General features: G+C 39.8%; 12 protein-coding genes and 3 pseudogenes. 11 read left to right on the top strand and 4 right to left on the bottom strand.

The genetic code is table 11. The annotated features are described in order from the left end of the window. Window positions 1–262: 262 nt before the first annotated feature. Window positions 263–1,525: a ubiquinone biosynthesis hydroxylase gene (locus V4P57_RS07835; RefSeq protein ID WP_455465973.1), complete on the bottom strand. Its 1,263-nt coding sequence runs from the start codon at window positions 1,523–1,525 to the stop codon at window positions 263–265. 461 nt (window positions 1,526–1,986) lie between these two features. On the opposite strand from V4P57_RS07835, the gene V4P57_RS07830 reads away from it, so the two are divergent. From V4P57_RS07830 to V4P57_RS07780, 11 genes and pseudogenes are all read left to right on the top strand, one after another. Continuing rightward, window positions 1,987–4,422, top strand: coding sequence for a DNA translocase FtsK 4TM domain-containing protein (locus V4P57_RS07830; protein WP_455465972.1), 2,436 nt, complete (start codon window positions 1,987–1,989; stop codon window positions 4,420–4,422). Window positions 4,423–4,459: 37 nt separating this feature from the next. Continuing rightward, window positions 4,460–4,660 (top strand): annotated as a pseudogene (locus V4P57_RS07825) (DNA translocase FtsK); the annotation flags it as partial. Between the two features lie 124 nt (window positions 4,661–4,784). After that, entirely contained in the window at window positions 4,785–5,408 is a 624-nt protein-coding gene (locus V4P57_RS07820) for a LolA family protein (RefSeq protein WP_455465971.1), read from the top strand. A gap of 30 nt (window positions 5,409–5,438) precedes the next feature. Next, window positions 5,439–6,248, top strand: a complete 810-nt coding sequence (locus tag V4P57_RS07815) for an exodeoxyribonuclease III (protein ID WP_455465970.1) — start codon at window positions 5,439–5,441, stop codon at window positions 6,246–6,248. 467 nt (window positions 6,249–6,715) lie between these two features. Beyond that, window positions 6,716–6,946 (top strand): annotated as a pseudogene (locus V4P57_RS07810) (exodeoxyribonuclease III); the annotation flags it as partial. A 66-nt stretch (window positions 6,947–7,012) separates the two neighbouring features. After that, the gene (locus V4P57_RS07805; RefSeq protein WP_455465969.1) at window positions 7,013–8,497 is read left to right on the top strand and encodes an efflux transporter outer membrane subunit; all 1,485 of its coding nucleotides are present in this window, start codon (window positions 7,013–7,015) and stop codon (window positions 8,495–8,497) included. Then, window positions 8,494–9,720, top strand: coding sequence for an efflux RND transporter periplasmic adaptor subunit (locus V4P57_RS07800; protein ID WP_455465968.1), 1,227 nt, complete (start codon window positions 8,494–8,496; stop codon window positions 9,718–9,720). Before V4P57_RS07805 ends, V4P57_RS07800 begins: the two co-directional genes overlap by 4 nt. A 3-nt stretch (window positions 9,721–9,723) precedes the next feature. Beyond that, complete coding sequence (locus V4P57_RS07795; protein ID WP_455465967.1) at window positions 9,724–11,709, top strand: MacB family efflux pump subunit; 1,986 nt, start codon at window positions 9,724–9,726, stop codon at window positions 11,707–11,709. 596 nt (window positions 11,710–12,305) lie between these two features. After that, window positions 12,306–12,773 (top strand): annotated as a pseudogene (locus tag V4P57_RS07790) (type ISP restriction/modification enzyme); the annotation flags it as partial. 188 nt (window positions 12,774–12,961) lie between these two features. Then, window positions 12,962–17,923 carry a DEAD/DEAH box helicase gene (locus V4P57_RS07785; RefSeq protein WP_455465966.1) on the top strand — a complete coding sequence of 1,654 codons (4,962 nt, stop codon included), beginning with the start codon at window positions 12,962–12,964 and terminating at the stop codon, window positions 17,921–17,923. Between the two features lie 165 nt (window positions 17,924–18,088). Further along, entirely contained in the window at window positions 18,089–18,256 is a 168-nt protein-coding gene (locus V4P57_RS07780; RefSeq protein ID WP_455465965.1) for a hypothetical protein, read from the top strand. 117 nt (window positions 18,257–18,373) lie between these two features. Here the strand turns inward: V4P57_RS07780 and V4P57_RS07775 are convergent, their stop codons facing one another. From V4P57_RS07775 to ftsE, 3 genes are read right to left on the bottom strand one after another with little or no spacing between them, the layout of a single operon-like run. Beyond that, a complete protein-coding gene (locus tag V4P57_RS07775) occupies window positions 18,374–19,042 on the bottom strand; it encodes a YdcF family protein (protein ID WP_455465964.1) in 669 nt (222 codons plus the stop codon). Between the two features lie 4 nt (window positions 19,043–19,046). After that, window positions 19,047–20,000, bottom strand: coding sequence for a cell division protein FtsX (locus tag V4P57_RS07770; protein ID WP_455465963.1), 954 nt, complete (start codon window positions 19,998–20,000; stop codon window positions 19,047–19,049). Continuing rightward, window positions 19,993–20,652, bottom strand: coding sequence for a cell division ATP-binding protein FtsE (gene ftsE / locus V4P57_RS07765; protein ID WP_455465962.1), 660 nt, complete (start codon window positions 20,650–20,652; stop codon window positions 19,993–19,995). Before ftsE ends, V4P57_RS07770 begins: the two co-directional genes overlap by 8 nt. Between the last annotated feature and the right edge of the window lie 265 nt (window positions 20,653–20,917).

Raw genomic sequence — 20,917 nt, 5'->3', positions numbered from 1 at the left:
AAATTAAAAGGCGTATTGAAAATAAAAAGGTGGAGCAGTTTTTAACTTCTATCTATTTTCTCTTGTGTGGAAGATAGTAGGTTTCAATGTACAGGTTATTACGTAGTGTGATGCTACAGGGTATTGGCAGCTTTATTGCATGTCGTCATATTTTCCTCTAAAATCTTGATATTTCAAAATAAGAAAAAGGCCCATTTTGATAAAAGGGAGTCTCATTCATGAATTGTAAAAAGTGAAAAAGTACGATTTTGATTCATTTTTCTTAAAGTGGCAGTCCGTGTAGCAAACGTGGAGCATGAGGAGTGAGTCCGGAAGCTTCCTGAATAAAGTATTTTTTTACTTTTGGTGCCTGATTGACAATTCCAAGACCAGTATCACGAAGCATTCGTAAGAAGAGATTATCATTAGAAAAAAGTCTATTAAGCCAGTCATTACTTAAAGCCATACGCACAGTTTCAAAACGTCTCCAGCTTTGGTAGCGTTCCAAGGCTGTAAGGGATCCGATATCAAGACCCAAACGTGCTGTTTCGATAATAACTTCGGCGAGTGCAGCGCTATCACGTAGTCCTAAATTGAGTCCTTGTCCTGCAATGGGATGGATTGTGTGGGCAGCATCACCAACAAGAGCAAAACGAGGTTTGATACAGTGACGTGTTAAACAAAGACTCAAGGGAAAAGCTTGACGCTCACCATTCCAAGAGATTTTTCCAAACCGATGACCAATGCGTTTTTCGAGTTCTGTTTCAAAAATAAGGGCATCAGCTTTGAGGTAATATTGCGCAATTTTATGGTGTTCATTCCATACAACAGCAGATCGATTGCCTTTGAGAGGGAGAAGAGCGAAAGGTCCAGCAGGTAAGAAATGTTGAGTTGCTTGTCCATGATGGGGTTTTTTATGTTCAATCGTGCAGATAATTGCTGTTTGTTTGTAAGTGTGAGAAAAGCTTTTCAGGCCTGCTTTTTCACGTAATTTTGAATGTGCTCCATCGGCTGCGATAAGCAACTTCGTTTGCCAAATGTCTTCATTGCTTAAAGTGACAGTTGTATGCTGGTCCTCTTGGTGAAAATCAGTGACACGCATGTTTGCAATGACGGTGATATCGAGACTTTTTATACGCTTTTTTAAAGCGTGGATGAGCTCTCTTTGTTCCACCATAGCAGCAAAAGGTTCGTTAGGAGCAACATTTCCTTCAAAGGTTAAAAAAACTGGTTTGACTGGATCATTTGTGCGTGAATCCGTGATGATCATAGAATAAATGGGTTGAGCATAGGGTTTCATATGTTCCCAACATTGCAATTGTTTTAACATACGAATAGAAGCAGCAGAAAGGGCAATGGTTCGTATATTGGAAGCGGGGATTCCTTCTTGAGGCGCAGCATCAATGATATTAATTTTCAGTTCAGGAGCTGATTGCTTGAGTGCTATTGCCAGAGTTAAACCGACAACCGCCCCCCCAGCAATGAGAATATCGCATTGTTTTATCTTTTTATTGGTTTTTTTACTTTTATTGAGATCAGAATACACAGTATTTCATTCCATTATTTGTAGTTTGTTTGTTCTTAAATAGGGTATTTTTCTTTATCATTATCTTTTCACTATATTCTGACTTCCTCTTTGCTCTACAGAACTAGATTCATTGATTTGCACGGATCTGTGAAATAGGGAGGCTTTTGGTTTATTCCTCCTGATAACCACTCATGTAATTTACTGCATAGTTTCCTTCAGCAAATCTTATTCTGAATATTCCGTTTAACTTTACACCTGTATACTTAGTTGATGTAAAAGAAAACTGAAATCAAACAGTGATGGCATTCTATTTTAATGATACATGAAAGCGTCTTAGTACCACCATTTTGAAGGGTGATGTTCTATGACCCTACAGGATAGGGAATTGTTATAATTATGATGGTTAAAACTGTATTAATATTTTGCGGTCATAATTTTACGACCTTTTAACATGAAGATTTTGTATTTGGAATTAATGGATGCACCAAAGTTCTTCTCCTTATGATTCATTAGAAGTGCAAAAATCTTATAGTTCACGGCTTATTGAAATGTTTTTGCGCCAGATTGGTGTTTTCATTGGGCTTGGGCTTTTGGGCTTTATTGTTTTTTGTGTTTTCGCTTTGGCAACTTGGAATGTTGCAGACCCATCTTTAACCCATGCAAGTACAAATAAAATTACAAACTTTATGGGGTGGCCAGGGGCAGTTTTTTCAGATTTTGTTATGCAGTTTTTTGGTTTGGCAAGTCTTGGTGTTCTATTACCGCCACTATTTTGGTCGTTTCTTTTGCTAGCACAACAGGATATCCACAATTTGATTTTTCGCTTTTTTTTGTGGCTGGTCTCAACGATTTGTTTTTTAATTTCTTTTGCTCTTATGACTCCTGTTGCCTCTTTTACGTACTGGCCATTGCCGATGGGGTTGGGAGGGGTTTTGGGAGATAAAGTTTTAAGTGCTGCTTCTTTAATTTTCCCTATCCCGCTTTCTTCTTTTCAGAATGTGCTGTTGGGCGTTGCTCTTATCGTTTTAGGTTTTCTGATAGCTGCTTTTGCGGGCAATGTTGTATGGCGGCGCCAGACAAATAAAAGAAAAGTAAAAAATGTCCGGAAGAATGAAATAGTGGATCAAGTTTTGGATATATCAGAAGAGACAGAATCTGCTACAGATGAAGTACAGTACAGCTTTTTTACGACAGCTTTTGGAGCTGTTTTACATCTTTTTTATTTTTTACAAGCGCGTTTTTTTCGCCTTTTCTCTTTCAAAAATCAATCTAAAAAACAAAAAAAGCCCTTTGATCGAATTGAGCCAATTTTCTTTGATGAAAAAATAAAATGTGAGGGGTCTCAAGATAAGATGCCTGTTTCTCCCTCGAAAAGCCGTGTTTTAAAGTCTTTAACAGCTTCTTCAAATGGGGGCTTTCTTCTTCCACTTTTGGATTATCTTTCGGTTCCACCTCCAACCGCGAGAGATGCAAGACTTTCCCCTACGGCCTTGAAAGCTAATTCTCAGGAACTTGAGGGTGTTTTGTTAGATTTTGGTGTCAAGGGACAAATTATTGATGCGCGTCCTGGTCCGGTGGTAACTTTGTATGAATTTGAACCGGCTGCTGGCATTAAGTCTTCCCGTATCATTGGTTTGGCAGATGATATTGCACGCTCGATGCGTGCGATTTCAGCGCGTGTTGCGGTGGTTCCAGGACGTAATGTGATTGGAATAGAATTGCCTAATGCAAAGCGTGAGATGGTTTATTTAAGAGAGATGTTGCAGGCACAAGAATTTATTGACAGCAAAGCAAAATTGGGACTTGCTTTAGGCAAAACAATAGGTGGTGAAACGGTTATTGCTGATCTAGCAAAAATGCCACACCTTTTAGTGGCTGGTACAACAGGGTCGGGAAAATCTGTTGCCATTAATACAATGATTTTATCACTTCTTTATCGGATGACACCTGAACAATGCCGTCTCATTATGGTGGATCCAAAAATGCTTGAACTTTCAGTTTATGATGGCATTCCCCATTTGTTAACACCTGTAGTAACAGATCCTAAAAAAGCTGTGATTGCGCTTAAATGGGCTGTTCGTGAAATGGAAGAGCGCTACAGCAAAATGTCAAAACTGGGTGTGCGTAATATTGATGGATTTAATGCGCGTCTTAGGGAAGCGGAAAGTCAGGGAGAAACAATGGCGCGGACAATTCAAGTTGGATTTGATCATGAAACTGGTGAGCCTCTTTATGAAACGGAAAAACTCGATTTTAGTCCTATGCCCTATATTGTTGTCATTATTGATGAAATGGCCGATTTGATGATGGTTGCGGGTAAAGACATTGAAGGAGCGGTTCAGCGCTTGGCACAAATGGCGCGTGCTGCCGGTATCCACGTGATTATGGCAACCCAGCGTCCTTCGGTGGATGTGATTACTGGAACAATTAAAGCCAATTTCCCCACACGCATTTCTTTTTCTGTGAGTTCAAAAATTGATAGCCGAACAATTCTTGGTGAACAGGGCGCTGAACAATTGTTGGGACAAGGAGATATGCTTTTTATGATGGGAGGTGGGCGTCTCCAGCGTGTTCACGGACCCTTTGTGGCTGATGATGAAGTGGAGCAAGTTGTAGCGCATCTCAAAGCACAAGGCCTCCCTGATTATTTGGAGACTATTACGCAAGAGATCGCAGAAAATATGCAAGATGTTTCCTTCACATCACCTTCAGAAGATGATCCCTATAGGCAAGCTGTTGCTATTGTGCTTCGTGATCGTAAGGCTTCAACTTCTTACATTCAACGCCGTTTAGGCATTGGTTATAACCGTGCCGCTTCACTGATTGAGCGTATGGAAGAAGAGGGTATTATTAGCCCAGCAAATCATGCGGGAAAACGAGAAATTTTGGTATCTGCTGAAGAAGATCCCTTTTGATGAAATGGCGAATTTGATGACGGTTAACGGTGAAGATGCAACAGATGATTTCTATAGGCAAGCTGTTGCTATTGTGCTTCGTGATCGTAAGGCTTCAACTTCTTACATTCAACGCCGTTTAGGCATTGGTTATAACCGTGCCGCTTCATTGATTGAGCGTATGGAAGAAGAGAGTATTATTAGTCCAGCAAATTATGCGGGAAAACGAGAAATCTTGATATCTGCTGAAGAAGAATAATTTTGAAATAAAAATCTCTTGATAGTTATTTTCAAATAATATCTTTCTCCTGTAAAGGAGGCTATTTATTCAGCATTTGTTACTTAATAATAAGATAAATATGTATTGTTTGGGAGCATTTTCTATGAAAACATCTTTTATACTAAAAGGAAGAATCTTTGGGAGAAAAATCTTTGGATTTGTTGGAATCATTGTCTTTTGTTGCCTAACTTTTTCTGCTTTTGCGCAGACATCCAATAAAGTGGCACGGGCTCAGAATATTGCTAATCGCTTTGCGGCAATTAAAACAATGACGGGTGATTTTATTCAGTTTAGTCCAAAGGGAAAAATGTCTCAGGGGACATTTTATTTAGAGCGCCCAGGGAAAATTCGTTTCATTTACAAAAAGATACCTTTACAGATCATTGCAGATGGTCAATTTGTGGGCATTAATAATCGCGCGCTGAATACTTGGAATTTTTCACAGCTTTTTCAAACGCCGATGAAGTTTCTGTTAGATGACAAAATTGATGTATCCTCGGGGCGTTTATTGGCATTTCGTGAAGATCCTGGAGCGGTGACGATTGTTTTGCGTGATAAAAGCATTGGAGCAGGGCAAATAAGAATGATTTTTGATTCTAAAAGCAGCATCCTACGTCAATGGACAATTGTTGATCAACAGAACTTGGAAACTACGGTTCAAATCATGAATGTGCGTACGGGTGTTAGGTTTGCTGATGGGATGTTCACACTTCCTTCGAAGAAATAGTGCGGTGTTTTGTCATTGGGATTGAAATGGATGTTTTTTCGTATTGCAACTTGGAATATTAACTCGATTCGTTTGCGCCTTGCGCAGGTTTTTCAGTATTTAGAGATCTTTTCTGCAGATGTTTTGTGTCTACAGGAGACAAAATGTCCAGATGCTTTATTCCCCGTTGAGGCTTTTGAAGCAGCGGGTTATAAGTATCTCGCATTGAGTGGACAAAAATCTTACAACGGTGTGGCAATTGTTTCACGTTTGCCTTTTAAGAGCGTTGAAAAGCATAATTTTTGCCAAAAGGAAGACTGTCGCTACATTTCAGTTGTTGTTGAAGCTTATGGCAAAAACATACGGATTCATAACTTTTACGTTCCTGCTGGTGGTGATGTGCCTGACGCTAATGTGAATGAAAAATTTCGGCATAAACTTGATTTTTTAGAAGAAATGTCCTCCATTCGTGCGGATCAAGGAGATGGTCTTTCTTCTCTTTTGGTGGGAGATTTAAATATTGCTCCTTTGGCAGAAGATGTTTGGTCTCATCAGCAATTGTTGAAGGTTGTAAGCCATACTCCCATTGAAACCGAGCGTTTAAAAGCTTTATGCTGTCAAGGTGGATGGGTTGATCTTATGCGGTTGCATATCCCTGTTCCTACCAAGCTTTACACATGGTGGAGTTACCGTGCACGCGATTGGGCACTTGCTGATCGTGGGCGGCGGCTTGATCACATTTGGTCTTCTCAAGATTTAGCACCTTTTGTTGTGGATCTTTCGATTTTTCGTAACGCTCGTGGGTGGGAGAAACCTTCAGATCATGTTCCAGTGCAAACTGTATTTGATTTTTTACAGTAGTTTTGCAATAAAAACTTAGTAAATGAAATGTTAATAAGTTAATTCTGATGACATGCAAAAGAATGAATACAGATTAAAAATTTAAAATAAATTGTTTCAAACAGTTTATTTTATAGTGTTTTTTTGTAACTAACCAGTATTATCTTTATATTTGTCAGTTCTCAATGTTGCGATAGTTTTTGCATTACGCCAGTCCATAAGAGGCATTTTCATTCTTTTCTTAACGTGCTTTTTACCACATGTTGATCCCCCATTGTGAGGGATAAGCGAATGATTTTGATTGATTCATCATGAACAGGTTTGAAGTGAAAGAATCTTACGATATTCATGTCTGTCATTTAACATACAAAATAATAAATTATTATTATAAATCAATATATTACTGCTAAGTTGTATGATCAACTCTCATTATCATAAGATATCCTTTAAGGTTCTAGCTGTTTGGGGGTAATAATCGGCAAAGAAAGGTCAATCTTATGCGGTTGCATATCCTTGTTCCTACCAAGCTTTACACATGGTGGAGTTACCGTGTACGCGATTGGGCACTTGCTGATCGTGGCCGATTAGTTGATTATCTTTGGTCTTTTTCGGATTTAACTTCTTTTATTGCTTATCTTTCGATTTTTCGTAACGCTCGTAGGTGGGAGAAACCTTCAGATCATGTTCCAGTGCAAACTGTATTTGATTTTTTATGTTAAGTTTGAAATAAGAAGTAAATAAAGTATTAATAATAGTACTGATTCTGAGAAAATGCAGGAGATTAGATGTATATCAAAAATCTCGAAGGGGTTGCTTATAATAGATTAGGCTATGGTGTTTTGCTGTGTTTTTTTATATTATCGGGATGTATGGTTGGTCCTAATTACCAGAAAACATCTTTTCGTGTTCCAGCAGTTTGGGGAGAAAAATCTGCACAGAATGCAGGGCAACCAGTTGCGCTTGCCGGATGGTGGCGGCGTTTGAATGATCCTGTTCTAGATGCATTAATGGATTATGCGATTTCTGGAAATAATAATGTTGCTGTTGCCAAAGCTCGGGTGCGTGAGGCGCGTGCGGGTTTAGGACAGGTTGTGGGAACTCTTTTGCCAAATTTGTCCAATTCAATTTCAGGAACCCGTAGTCGTTCTGGACAGTCTGATGCATTGTTAAACCAATATCATAGTGGTTTTGATGCAAGTTGGGAACTTGATTTTTTTGGTGGGCATAAACGAGCAGTTGAAGCAGCGCGTTATGGTCTTGATGCAGCTGTGGAAGATATGCGCGCTACCATGGTGACACTGTTAGGAGATGTGGCAATAAATTATGTGCAAATGCGTGGCTGGCAACAGAAATTGTTGATTGTACGGCAAATTGCTGTATCACAACGTAAAACCTATGAGTTGATGCGTGCTAGATTAACAGCTGGTGATGTTTCTGAGCTCGATGTTTCAAATGCGCAAGCGCAAATGGTAAATACAGAAGCAGATATATCACAGATGGAAGCGAATTTAGCAATGAGCGTTCATCGCCTTTCTGTTTTAACTGGTCGTGTGCCTACGGCATTGAAGGATCTTTTACAAAAAAATGCTAAGCATGCAAAGATTCCACAACCGCACTGGCCGATACAAGCAGGAATTCCAGCCGATATTTTGTTAACACGTCCAGATTTGCGACGGGCAGAGCGTCAATATGCGCAAGCAACAGCGCGGATTGGTCAACGTGAAGCAGATCGCTATCCATCACTTACTTTAACAGGTAATATTTCGACAGCAGCAACGGCGATTGGTCAGTTATGGAAAAATTCAACGATTGGATGGTCTTTTGGACCTGGTCTGCGGTTTCCTCTTTTTAATGGAGGTCAGATCGAAGCTTCTATTGCGGTTGCGCGTGCACAGCGTGATCAAGCTTTTATTACTTATCGGGCTGCTGTGTTGGGAGCTTTAGAAGATGTAGAAAATGCGCTGGTAAGATTAACTAAAGAACATCAACGCTTAGAAAAGCTAATCATTGCGAATAAAGCTTTTCTGCATTCCTTAAAACTTTCACAGAGCCTTTTTGAGAATGGAAATACCAGTTTTCTTGAATTGTTAAATGCTGATCGCTCTTATTATTCTGCACAAATGGCACTTAAAGATAGCCGTGTTTCTTTGGTTACGCAATATATCACGTTGATGAAAGTATTAGGGGGGGGCTGGGATGGTGTTGTTGATGTATCACGTCCAGAAGTCGTTGATGGTGCACCTCGTTCGCGTGCAAAGGTAGGGAAATGAAAAAAAGCTTACTCAAAAATTTCATTACAAAACACAAAAAACTTTCCTTCTTTTTAACTGCTATATTCCTTCTTCTCTTGTTTTTATGGTTGCGCTCCATTGTTTTTGGAACATCTAGTCCAACTTATATGACAGCAGTGGTAAAGCGTGGGGATATTGAGGAAAGTGTTTTAGCTTCTGGTCTTGTACGTCCTTATCGGTTGGTGGCTGTTGGTGCGCGTGCAACAGGGCGTGTGGTGTCAATGCGTGTTTCCCCTGGGAGTGTCGTAAAAGAAGGCGATCTCTTAGCAGAGATTGATCCTACAGATCAAGAAAATGATTTAAAAAGAAAAAAAGCAGCATTGTCTCACTATTATGCGAGTTTGGTAGAACAAGAAGCCTATCTTTCTCTTGCACAGAAAAATTTAGCGCGTCAGAAAAAAATGATCGAAGCACATGCAATTTCACGGGCTAACCTGGATGATGCTGCAACACAAGTGAAAATACGTGAGGCGCAAATTGCTCAACTTCAACAGCAAATTGTGCAAGCACAAATTGATGTGAACAGTGCAGAGGTCAATTTAGGTTATACACGCATAACTGCCCCTTCAGCTGGAACCGTTTTGGCAACAATTGTGGAAGAAGGGCAGAATGTGAATGCGGTTCAGTCGGCGCCAACAATTCTTATTTTGGGCGATTTGTCAAAGATGACAATTAAGGCGCAAATTTCAGAAGCTGATGTGCTTAAAGTGCGGGCTGGACAACCAATTTATTTTACAGTTTTAGGGAATTCAGAGCGTCGTTATGAGGGCGTTTTAGAAAAGGTAGAACCTGCTCCTGAAGCAATTCGTTCTGATGTGAGTATTAATCCTAGCATAGTGAGTGGATCTAGCGCTTTAATTTCATCAGCTATTTATTATAACGGAATTTTACATGTTGATAATGCAGACAATTTTTTGCGAACCTACATGACTGCTCAAGTTCATATTATCTTAGGACGTGCTAAAAATGTCTTATTGGTGCCAAGTGATGCCTTACGCGATGAGACAAAAGAGCATAAGGCATGGGTTTCTGTTTTGGAGAGGGGGAACAAGGTGGTTACTAAACAGGTAAGCGTTGGGTTGAATAACAAGGTGATGGCAGAGATTATTTCAGGACTTAATGAGGGCGATGTTGTTATCACCGGCTCGCTCGATAGGGTAATGCCAGAGTCTTCTGACATGCACAGCGAAGACGAGATTTAAACCATGAACACAAACCAAGCAGATGCTGTCTTCGTGTTGGAAAATATTGTACGTCAATTTCCGGCGGGCGAAACATTTGTTACTGTTTTGAAGGATATCAATCTTACCATTAAGCGCGGTGAAATGGTAGCGATTGTGGGAGCTTCTGGTTCCGGAAAATCCACATTGATGAATATCTTAGGCTGTCTTGATCGGGCAACTTCTGGTCGTTATTGGATTGCAGGGAGAGAAACAGCTTCTCTTTCAGCTGATGAATTGTCGGCTTTGCGGCGCAATCATTTTGGTTTTATTTTCCAGCGCTATCATTTGTTGAATGAATTAACAGCTCTTGGGAATGTTGAAATTCCAGCTGTTTATGCAGGATGCGCCGTGAAAGCAAGGAAAAAGCGTGCACAAGATCTTTTAACGCGCTTGGGCATGGGTGATCGGGTGAATCATCGTCCAAATCAACTCTCCGGCGGTCAGCAACAACGCGTGTCTATTGCTCGTGCTCTTATGAATAATGCAGAGGTTATTCTTGCCGATGAGCCAACCGGTGCACTGGATAAACAGAGTGGACAGGAAGTGTTGCGTATTTTGGATGAGCTTCATCAAGAAGGACGCACTATTATCATTGTAACCCACGATATGCAGGTGGCAAAAAGAGCAGAGCGTATTATTGAAATCAGTGATGGAGAAATTATTGCTGACAGTATGACAAAAGTTGCAAAAAAAAGAGCAACGGAGAAAAAAATAAGGACGGATAGTCAATCTTTTTATGAAAAACAACAGCTTGGCTTTTTTCGTGCTTTTACTGAGCGGTTTCGTGAGGCATTTGTTATGGCTTTGTTGGCAATGAATGCTCATCGAATGCGAACTTTTTTAACAATGCTTGGGGTGATTATCGGTATTGCTGCGATTATTGCCATGGTGGCTTTGGGAAACGGCACACGAGAAAAAATTATGGAGAATTTTAAGAGTTTAGGGTCTAATACATTGAAAATTTTTCCTGGCAAAAGCTTTTCTGATCCACAAGCAGAGAAAATAACAAGTCTTGTTGAGGCTGATGCAGAAGCCCTGTCTGGGTTACCTTATGTTTCTGGTGTAACACCTCAGATTTCAGCAAACTCGAAAGTACGTTTTGGTGCAGTTGAAGTCAATGCTGTGATTACGGGGGTGGGAGAACAGTTCTTTCAGACACAAGGACTCAATGTTATTCAAGGGAGGTTGTTTGATCAAAAAAGTGTGCGTGATCGGACGGTTGATCTCGTGATCGAAAAAGAAGCGCTTTCTGTTCTTTTCCCCTATAGTCATGAGAGCCCCCTTGGAAAAGTGGTGCATGTGGGAAAGGTTCCTGCACGTATTGTTGGTGTGGTAGATCCACAACATAATGGAGGTGCGTCAAATACGTTGCAAGTTTATTTGCCCTATACAACAGTGCAAACGCGTTTTCTTGGTACAACAGAAGTTCGTGCAATTACAGTTAGGATTGCTGATGATATTGATTCTCATTTGGCGGAGACCATGGTAAAGCGTTTTCTCATTATGCGTCATGGTAAGGAAGATTTTTTCATTAGAAATTCTCAGTTATTCCGTGATCGTATAATGGAGAGTACAGATGTTTTAACGCTTTTAGTCTCTTCAATTGCAGCTATTTCACTGATCGTCGGCGGAATTGGGGTGATGAATATTATGCTGGTCACTGTTTCTGAACGGATCAATGAAATTGGCGTGCGTATGGCAGTGGGAGCGCGTCAGAGTGATATTTTGCAGCAATTTTTAATTGAAGCGGTTTTAGTTTGTGTGATTGGTGGTGGTTTGGGAATCTTGTTTGGGCTTTCTATTGGTGGTTTGTTTTTGCTCTTTAAGGCGCCTATCTATTTGGCTTATACAGCTGATTCAATCATTCTGTCTCTTACTTTTTCAACCCTTATTGGAATATGTTTTGGATTTTCACCAGCGCGGCAAGCTTCACGGCTTGACCCCGTTGTCGCTCTTTCGCGCGATTAAGAACCAATCCTTGCAGTAGGCCATGTTTGTTGCAAGGCTTTCCACTTGGATGAAGCGTTTATGATGCAAAATATGAATGGGAAAAGTTTAGCATTATTCGCTGCTCTATTTTAGAAAACGCTCTATTCGTTAAGCAGAGCATACTTTGTATAACGTTAGACGATGAAGTTTTATGGCACAACGGATCATGAATAAATTGCCCTTGTATTTTGTATAGCTATAAAAATACAAGGCGCGATAACTTTAGGATTTTAACCTAAAAATAGGCGAGGAAGTGGAGTGTATATCTGTTAATAAACATGATAAAAAAGAAGAAAGTTTAAATGAAAAACAGCTTATATCTACAAAATGAACGGGTATATGAGGTGGGTTGGTCTCTATAGTTTTTCTTTTCCTTTTGTTTATTTTTAGACTAGTTTTTTCTCATAAGTGATATGGAAAAAAGGAGCAGTGTTAGTATTGGCAACACTTAGTTTGGGATACTTTAGAACTTTATGCGATGGGGATACAGGTTTTCTGCGAAGCCCCAGTTTTGTAGGGAGAACTAGATATACACACTTATAGGCTTATATTGCTGGGAATGTTAGTTGCTGCATTCATTTGTTACAGCGGGTCGAAAACTTGATGATTTGCATATGAATTATGAAAAAGTTGAGCCATGTTCCGTTACATATAAACAGGGTGATCCACGCACCTGAATGATTTCTGATAAGGTGAGTTTCTACCGTGTTTAAGCGATGAAATTTGCTGGTAAACGTGGTGCACTTGACAAAAGCACAGTGATTTATAATGCGCATATCACGATGCAGAATATTCCTTTTGAAGCTTAAGAGTATGTGATCAATGGCAGGTCTGCTCTGGAATGGATTATGGAACGGCAGGTTGTCAAAACGGATAAAGCGAGCGGAATTATCAATGATGCCAATCGCTATGCTGTTGAGACGGTGGGTAATCCGGCTTATCCTTTAGAATTGTTTCAGCGGGTTATTACGGTAAATTTGGAAACAATGAAAATTGTTCGTAATCTGCCAAAATTGAAAGTGAGAGAAATTGAAAATGTTTGAGAAATTATGCCTCAAAGCAGTTTAAGTAAAATGAGAAGATCTCTATTTAGAAGATATTCCATTGTACATAATCGGTAGATTAAGCCGTTTTTAAGTATTTTAAGTGTAACGATAGACAGATAATAGACATTGATGTTTTCTAGATACAGTAGTTGAAGGCATTTTATTGGGGATCATTGGGGGAAAGCATGACGACGCTACAATCGCTTTTACAGACATATCGTGATGAAGCGCTCACCGAACGGGACAAAGGTACATATTTTGAGCGTTTTACTCTTGCGTATCTGACCCATGATCCTCTCCAGTTTGATCAGTATGAAAAGGTTCAAACTTTTAAAGATTGGGCTCACGAACATGGTTGGGATGGTCGTGATATTGGTATTGATCTTGTTGCCAAGATTCGTAATGAAGAGGGTTTTGCAGCAATTCAATGTAAATTTTATAATGCAGCGTATCGGATTAGAAAAGAAGACATTGATAGTTTCATTGCAGCATCAGGTAAGGATCCGTTCAAGCGGCGTGTTATTATAGATAGCACTGAAAAAGCTTGGAGTGAAAACGCTGAGACAATGATAAGAGGACAGGATATTCCTGTTATACGAATTAATCTTTCCGATATGCAAGAAAGTCCGATCCGTTGGGAAACTTTTGCAGCCAAAGGCAAAGTTGTGTTGGCGGATAAAAAGAAACTCCTTCCACATCAGAAGGATGCATTATGTTGCGTGCGTGCTGGACTTGCTGAAGCAGATCGTGGCAAGCTCATTATGGCCTGTGGTACAGGTAAGACATTTACCAGTCTCAAGATTGCTGAGGACTTAGCTGGTGAAGGGAAGTTTGTCTTGTTTCTTGTGCCATCTTTGGCTTTGATGTCACAGACGGTACGTGAATGGACAGCGGATACAGAAATCGGATTACGATCCTTTGCTGTGTGTTCAGATACACAGGTTGGAAAGCGTCGTAAAAATATTCATGATATTGCCGAAATTGATGTGTTTGATCTTGCTTTTCCGGCGACAACCGATGCTGCTAAACTTGCAGAATGTGCGAGAGATGGCATCGCAGATAAAATGACAGTTGTGTTTGCAACCTATCAATCCATTCAGGTTATTGCGGATGCTCAGAAACAGCATGGTTTTCCGACATTTGATCTTATCATTTGTGATGAGGCTCATCGTACAACAGGTGCAACGCTGGTTGGAGAGGATGAATCCAATTTTGTTAAAGTGCATTCTAATGACGTTATTCGTGCCAAGAAGCGCCTTTATATGACAGCAACACCACGCATTTTTGGTGATAATGCAAAAAGTCGTGCGAATGAAGTTGATGCAGTTCTTACCTCGATGGATGATGAAAAGCTCTTTGGTAAAACACTTTTTTATCGTGGTTTTTCATGGGCAGTACAAAATAATCTTTTAACAGATTATAAGGTTATTGTCTTAGCAGTGGATGAAAAATTAGTCAGTTCAGCTGTTCAGAAACGTCTTAGTGACGGTGAGTCTGAACTTGTTCTTGATGATGCAACGAAGATTATTGGTTGTTATAAGGCGCTCACCAAACAAGACATAAGGTCTGATGTTGGTGCTGATCCACATCCTATGCATCGTGCTTTGGCATTTTGTAAAGACATTCGAAGTTCCAAATTAATTCGTGATGAATTTTCTGCAGTTGTTAAAGAATATCTTGATTATACTAAAAAGGATATTGAAAAGGAGTACTCTCTGAAGTGTGACGCCAAGCATGTTGATGGCACTTTCAATGCGAAGGAGCGTGGTGCATTGCTCGATTGGCTGAAAGCGGATAGTGGTGATGATGTTTGTCGTATTTTGACCAATGCCCGTTGTTTGTCTGAGGGAGTGGATGTTCCGGCTCTTGATGCAATCATATTTTTAAATCCACGCAAGAGTCAGATTGATGTTGTTCAATCTGTTGGGCGGGTAATGCGTCGCTCTGAAGGCAAAAAGATGGGATATGTCATTTTGCCGATTGGCATTCCTTCTGGTATTTCGGTAGAACAGGCTTTAAACAATAACGAGAAGTATCGAGTTGTTTGGCAAATTTTGAATGCTTTGCGTGCGCATGATGATCGTTTTGATGCTACGATTAATAAGGCATCCTTAGGGCAAGATGTGAGCAATGTGATTGAGATTATTGGTGTCACTCAAAGTTCCGAATTACAGGCTGTTACTGCTGTTGTAGAGGATCTTCCTATTCGATCACAATCTGCACAATCGGGAATTGGAACACCGGAGTATGATTTCACGATCACAGAAAATGTACAAGGGGAACTTTCTTTTTCTGTCGATGAACTTTCTCGTGCAATCATGGCAAAGATCGTCAAAAAATGCGGTACGCGTGATTATTGGGAAGATTGGGCGAGTAATATTGCTGAGATTGCTCAGAATCATATCATGCGCTTAACAGGCATTTTAGCTGAACCAGATACTGAAGTGCGTCAAGCATTTGACAAATTTGTAGCAGAACTGCGTGGTGATTTAAACGATACTGTCACAGAGACTGATGCGATTGAGATGTTGGCACAGCATATCATTACGCGCCCTGTATTTCAGGTGTTATTTGAAGGATATCAGTTTACGCGTGAGAATCCTGTATCGCGTGCTATGCAGCGTATGCTCGATGTTCTTGATGAGGCGAACCTTGATAAGGAATCTAAAGATCTTAAAAATTTTTATGCAAGTGTAAAATTACGAGCAAGTGGAATTACGGATCCAAAAGCCAAGCAGAACTTGATTATAGAGCTTTATAATAAGTTTTTCCGTTGCGCTTTTCCACGCACGGTAGAAAAATTAGGGATTGTTTATACTCCCGTTGAGATTATAGATTTTATTATTCACTCAGTGAATGAGGTGTTACAAAATGAATTTAAGCAAACGCTTGGTTCATCTGGTGTTCACATCATGGATCCTTTCACGGGAACGGGGACTTTTATCACGCGGCTTTTACAGTCAGGTTTGATAAAACCAGAAGAGATGAAACACAAATTTTGTCATGAGATTCATGCCAATGAAATCGTGCTTTTAGCCTATTATATTGCCGCTATTAATATTGAAACGACGTATCATGGCCTTATGGGGGGTGATTATATCCCGTTTGAGGGAATTTGTCTGACCGATACTTTTCAGCTTTATGAGCAGGGAAAAGACCTGATTAGTGATTTGATGATGGATAATAGTACACGTCGGTCACGCCAGAAGGAACTGGATATTCGTGTTATTGTTGGCAATCCTCCTTATTCTACTGGACAAAAAAGCGAAAACGACAATGCAAAGAATATCAGCTATGCAAAATTAGATCGTCGTATTCGTGAGACTTATGCCGCTCAATCCAAAGCTAGCAATGTTAATGGGCTTTATGATAGTTACATTCGTGCAATTCGGTGGGCAAGTGATCGCATAAAAGACTGTGGTGTTATTGGTTTTGTTACTGGTTCTGGTTATGCTGAAAAATTAGCAATGGATGGTCTCAGAAAAGAATTGAATGAAGAATTTTCAAGCATTTATGTTCTCAATTTGCGGGGAGATATTCGCAAAAATATGCTGAGCAAAGGACGTGCTCAAGAGGGGCAAAATGTTTTTGGAAGTGGAAGCATGACAGGTATTGCTGTGACACTGTTTATTAAAAATCCAAATGTCACAAAGCAGTGCAAAATTTGTTATTATGATATTGGTGACAATCTCACAACAAAAGAGAAACTTTTTGCACTTCAGCGATTGGGCAGTGTTGGTGGTATTAAGCGTGAACATGGCTGGCAAATGATTACACCAGATGAGTATGGTGATTGGCTGGATCAGCGCAACAGTGATTTTGAAAAATTTCTAGCCTTAGGTGATAAGAAGGGTAATGATAAAAAACTCTTTGAAACTTTTTCTTGTGGCATTTCAACTGGTCGTGATACTTGGGCATACAACGCAAGTCGTGAAGCTTTAGCAAAGAATATGAGCAATATGATCGCCCTCTATAATAGTGAGGTGGAACGTTTTAATGCTACACATCTCCACTCTGACCGCAAGGCACGGGCAAATTCTGTGAATGATTTTGTCAATACAGATGCCAGAAAAATCAGTTGGAGTCGTAGTCTTAAAGAAGAATTAATAAGGGGAAAGTTTTCCGAATTTGAAAATAATTGCTTAGTTAAAAGTCTTTATCGTCCTTTTATACGGCAGTGGCTCTATTATGATCGTATTTTTAATGAAATGGTTTATCAAATTCCACGTATATTTCCTCTAGAGAAAGCGGTTGAAAATAGGGTAATACAAGTCACAGGCAAGGGAGCAAGAAGTGGTTTTTCCGTTCTGATGACTAAGGATTTATCTAATTCTGCTACAATGGATGCTAACCAATGTTTTCCACGATATGTTTATGAAAATGCTGAGTCTTTAGAAGATAAACAGGGTGATCAGGTTCATTTATTTGCACATTTTACAGAGGGAAGCAAAAAATCTGGCTTGCAGAGGCGTGATGCAATTACTGATGAAGGGTTGGCATATTTTAAAGCGGCTTATCCTGGTGAGATGATTACAAAGGATGATTTGTTTTATTATGTTTATGGGGTGTTGCATTCTGAGGATTATCGTGTGCGTTATGCGCATAATCTATACAAACAATTGCCGCGTATTCCAACAGTTAAAAGGGTAGAAGATTTTTGGGCTTTTGTTACAGCGGGTCGAAAGCTTGGTGATTTGCATATGAATTATGAAGAGGTTGAGCCATATCCCGTTACATATAAACAGGGAGATCCAAACACTTGGATGATTTCTGATGAGGTGAATTTCTACCGTGTTCAAGCGATGAAATTTGCTGGCAAACGAGATGCACTTGATAAAAGTACAGTGATTTATAACGCAAACATCACTATGCAAAATATTCCTATAGAGGCTTATGATTATGTGGTGAATGGCAGACCTGCTCTCGAATGGGTTATGGAACGGCAGATTATCAAGACCGACAAAGCAAGCGGTCTTGTCAATGATGCTAATCGCTATGCTGTTGAGTCGGTGGGTAATCCAGCCTATCCTTTAGAATTGTTTCAGCGGGTTATTACGGTAAGTTTGGAAACAATGAAAATAGTTCGTAGTCTGCCAAAATTGGAAGTGAGAGAAATTGAAAATGTTAAGTTATCCATTGTGACATAAAACATGTGTCATAAAACAGTGTCTTTTGGGGTGTGGTGATAAAACAGTATCGATAAAGGGCCTGTAGTAGAACTTATGGAAAGCTTTCTACATGAGGTGTTTTTAGCGGATGTGGTGAATATTTAGGGTAGAGATTGCTTGTCGAGCCTCATGGAGTGAACAGCGGTGCGTGATCAGCAGGTGGAACCTATTAGACAAGAAGCTGGATTGTTTAAAAAACCGGAGAAGGTTAAGGAGCTTTATTTTTTAGGGTGGGGAGGAAGTCAATTCCTCTTAAAAGCAATCAAAATTATTCGCCTGCACGTTATAAGTGGAGTTGCGTTTGGATACTGAAGAAAGGCATAAAGATGCCTTTTGTGAATGTTTTCGAGTGCTTGTTATAATATTTGGCTTGGCAAAGAGCGATGATATTGCTTGTGGCAAATTTGGGGGAAATTAGGAGAGAAAAGATTAGAATACGGTTCTTATGTATACTTGAATTGTTTTGATATATTGGAATATAAGAATACGTATTTGATTGATTTGTTGTATTGTGCTTTCATCGCCACTCCTTTTAACAGGGTAAGCAATAAAATTAACTTCAGGCATTAAATATTTAAGCTCACGCAAAGAGCGCCACATGTGGTAATCATGGGTGACGATATAAACTGTTTGGTAGTGATGTTTTTTGATCCAAGCTGCGCTTTCTTCAGCATTTCCTTTTGTGTTCGTCGCTTTATGACCGATGTCAACGCAACAGGCGAAGAGCTGTGGAGTAATATGCGTGCTGTGCTGCAGTTTCTGGAGATTGGTTGTGGTATTTACTCCACTAATCAAAAGGCGTGAACCAACCCTCTTTTGTAAGAGATTTAGTCCTGTCTCTATTCGGTTTTCTCCTCCTGTAAAAACAATGATTGCATCTGCTTTTGGTAAAGGATTTGGTGGTTGAAGCCGTTCGGTTTTTTCAGAAAAAACAATGAAACTTACACAAAAGAATAGAACAATCATTAAAAGCGTAAATGCTATCGGGGGCAAATAGCGAAACAAGCAGTGTAGATGCCATAGATTGGTGCGCCTGGGGAGGGAGTGCTCTTGATTGTCTTGCATCAGTGATTGAGAATTATATGAGTTATGGGTCATAAAATTAAAATAAACCGTTTTCGCATTGATCAATTTTTTTAAGTTGCGCCAAAATAGTCATGCGGTTTGTAAACATGGTCAGAAAAGAAACGAAAAAAATAAGACCGATGATTTTTCCATAAGGAATAGAACTTATGGAAAGATGTCCAAACAAAGCCGTGACTTGGTTTGCTTCTACTGTCCCTGTGTTATAATTTGTCCAAAAGCTAAAAACAACAAACAGCAATGCACTTGCGGCACCACCATATAATGCACCGCGGAGTGCGGTTTTAAAAAAATGCCAATCAAATTGTCGCGCAATGAAAAGAGGTGCAGTGCCGAGGAAGTAGAGGACATTGATAATATGCGCATTCTCTGCCAATGCATTGCGCGTGGAAAAAATAACCGTGAGTATCAGTGAACTTAGAACCAGTATTAAAATTGAAAAACCAATAAAAACAGTTGTGTGTGCCATTGTTGTAAAACGATTTACCCAAACACGGTGATCATCAAATTGGCCTCCTGGAATTTGAGTTTTGATGGCGTGATTGATGGCGCGAAAGTCGATTTTTTCTTTTTCGTTTAGTGTCACGATGATAAGGCGAGGAAGGGGTAATTCATTTAAGCTTAAACCCGTACCAAGCCATGGTTCGAGTAATTTTTCGGTGGCTTTTTGATCAACAATTTTGGCATTTTCTACACCATGAAATGTTTTAACCAATTTAACCGCATCATGGAGAGCTTTTTCAATATTGATATTTTCAATGGGGCGTATTTGTATCGTTGCTTCATAGCTAATTTGATTACTCCAATTATTAGCAGAACGTTGCACGAAATCAACACCGATCAATGTCAGGCTGGAGAGAAATGTCATAATAGCAATCACTGCAACGAGTGCTTGTCCAGAAATGTTGCCGCTAGGAATAATAGCAGTTGTGTTTTTTTTGTTGCTTATAAAAATTGAGAAAGACTTATTCATGAATTGTCATCCGTCCATTATGGAGAAGCATACGCCGTGCTGCAACCTGTTCCATTAGTGCGATATCATGGGTGGCGATGACGACCGCTGTTCCAAAACGATTTAATTCAATAAACAAGCGAAGCAAACGTTTTGCTAAAGGTGGATCAACATTTCCTGTTGGTTCATCAGCCAGAAGAATTTCAGGTTGGTCAATGAGTGCACGTGCAATCGCTACCCTTTGTTTCTCACCACCGGAAAGAACTGGTGGTAAAACATGAATATGATCTCCAAGACCTACCCAACAGAGAAGATCTTCCACTTCACTGCGATAAGTTGCTTCTTCTTGTCCTTTAATGCGTAAAGGTAAAGAGACATTTTCATAGGTGGTCATGTGATCGAGAAGGCGAAAATCTTGAAAGACAACACCTATACGTTGTCGTAGTGCAGGCAGCTCTTGTCGTTTGAGCAATGCTGTATCCGTTCCGAAGAGATCAATATGACCACGGGTGGGTTTAAGCGCCAAAAACATAAGACGCATTAACGATGTCTTCCCTGCGCCAGAGGCACCAGTTAGAAATTGAAATGATCCAGGAGGAATATGAAAGCTAATATCACGAAGGACTTCAGGGCCCATTCCGTAGCGCAGACCAACGTTTTCAAAATGAATCACTTTTCGTTACCACTTCTGCTTTTATAGTGTATTATTATTCTAAGGACCTTTGCTCTCATTGCGTGAGGCTTTTGGTTGTTTTCATACTTTACAGTTTTCAATATTTTCTTTCATCGTTTCCAGTTTATTATTAAGAAATATTGTTTGTAAGAATATTATCAATTATTGTATTTCCCTAATTTCATTTTTATCTGTGATTTTAGCAGGAATTCCAAGGCGTTTCTAGCAGAAACAAGAAAGCCAACACGCCCGTTTTTGATTCAGT

It is taken from the genome of Bartonella sp. B39 (assembly GCF_053795145.1).
Note: the sequence above shows the minus strand (reverse complement) of the source record. Positions and strands in the feature narration are given on the sequence as shown.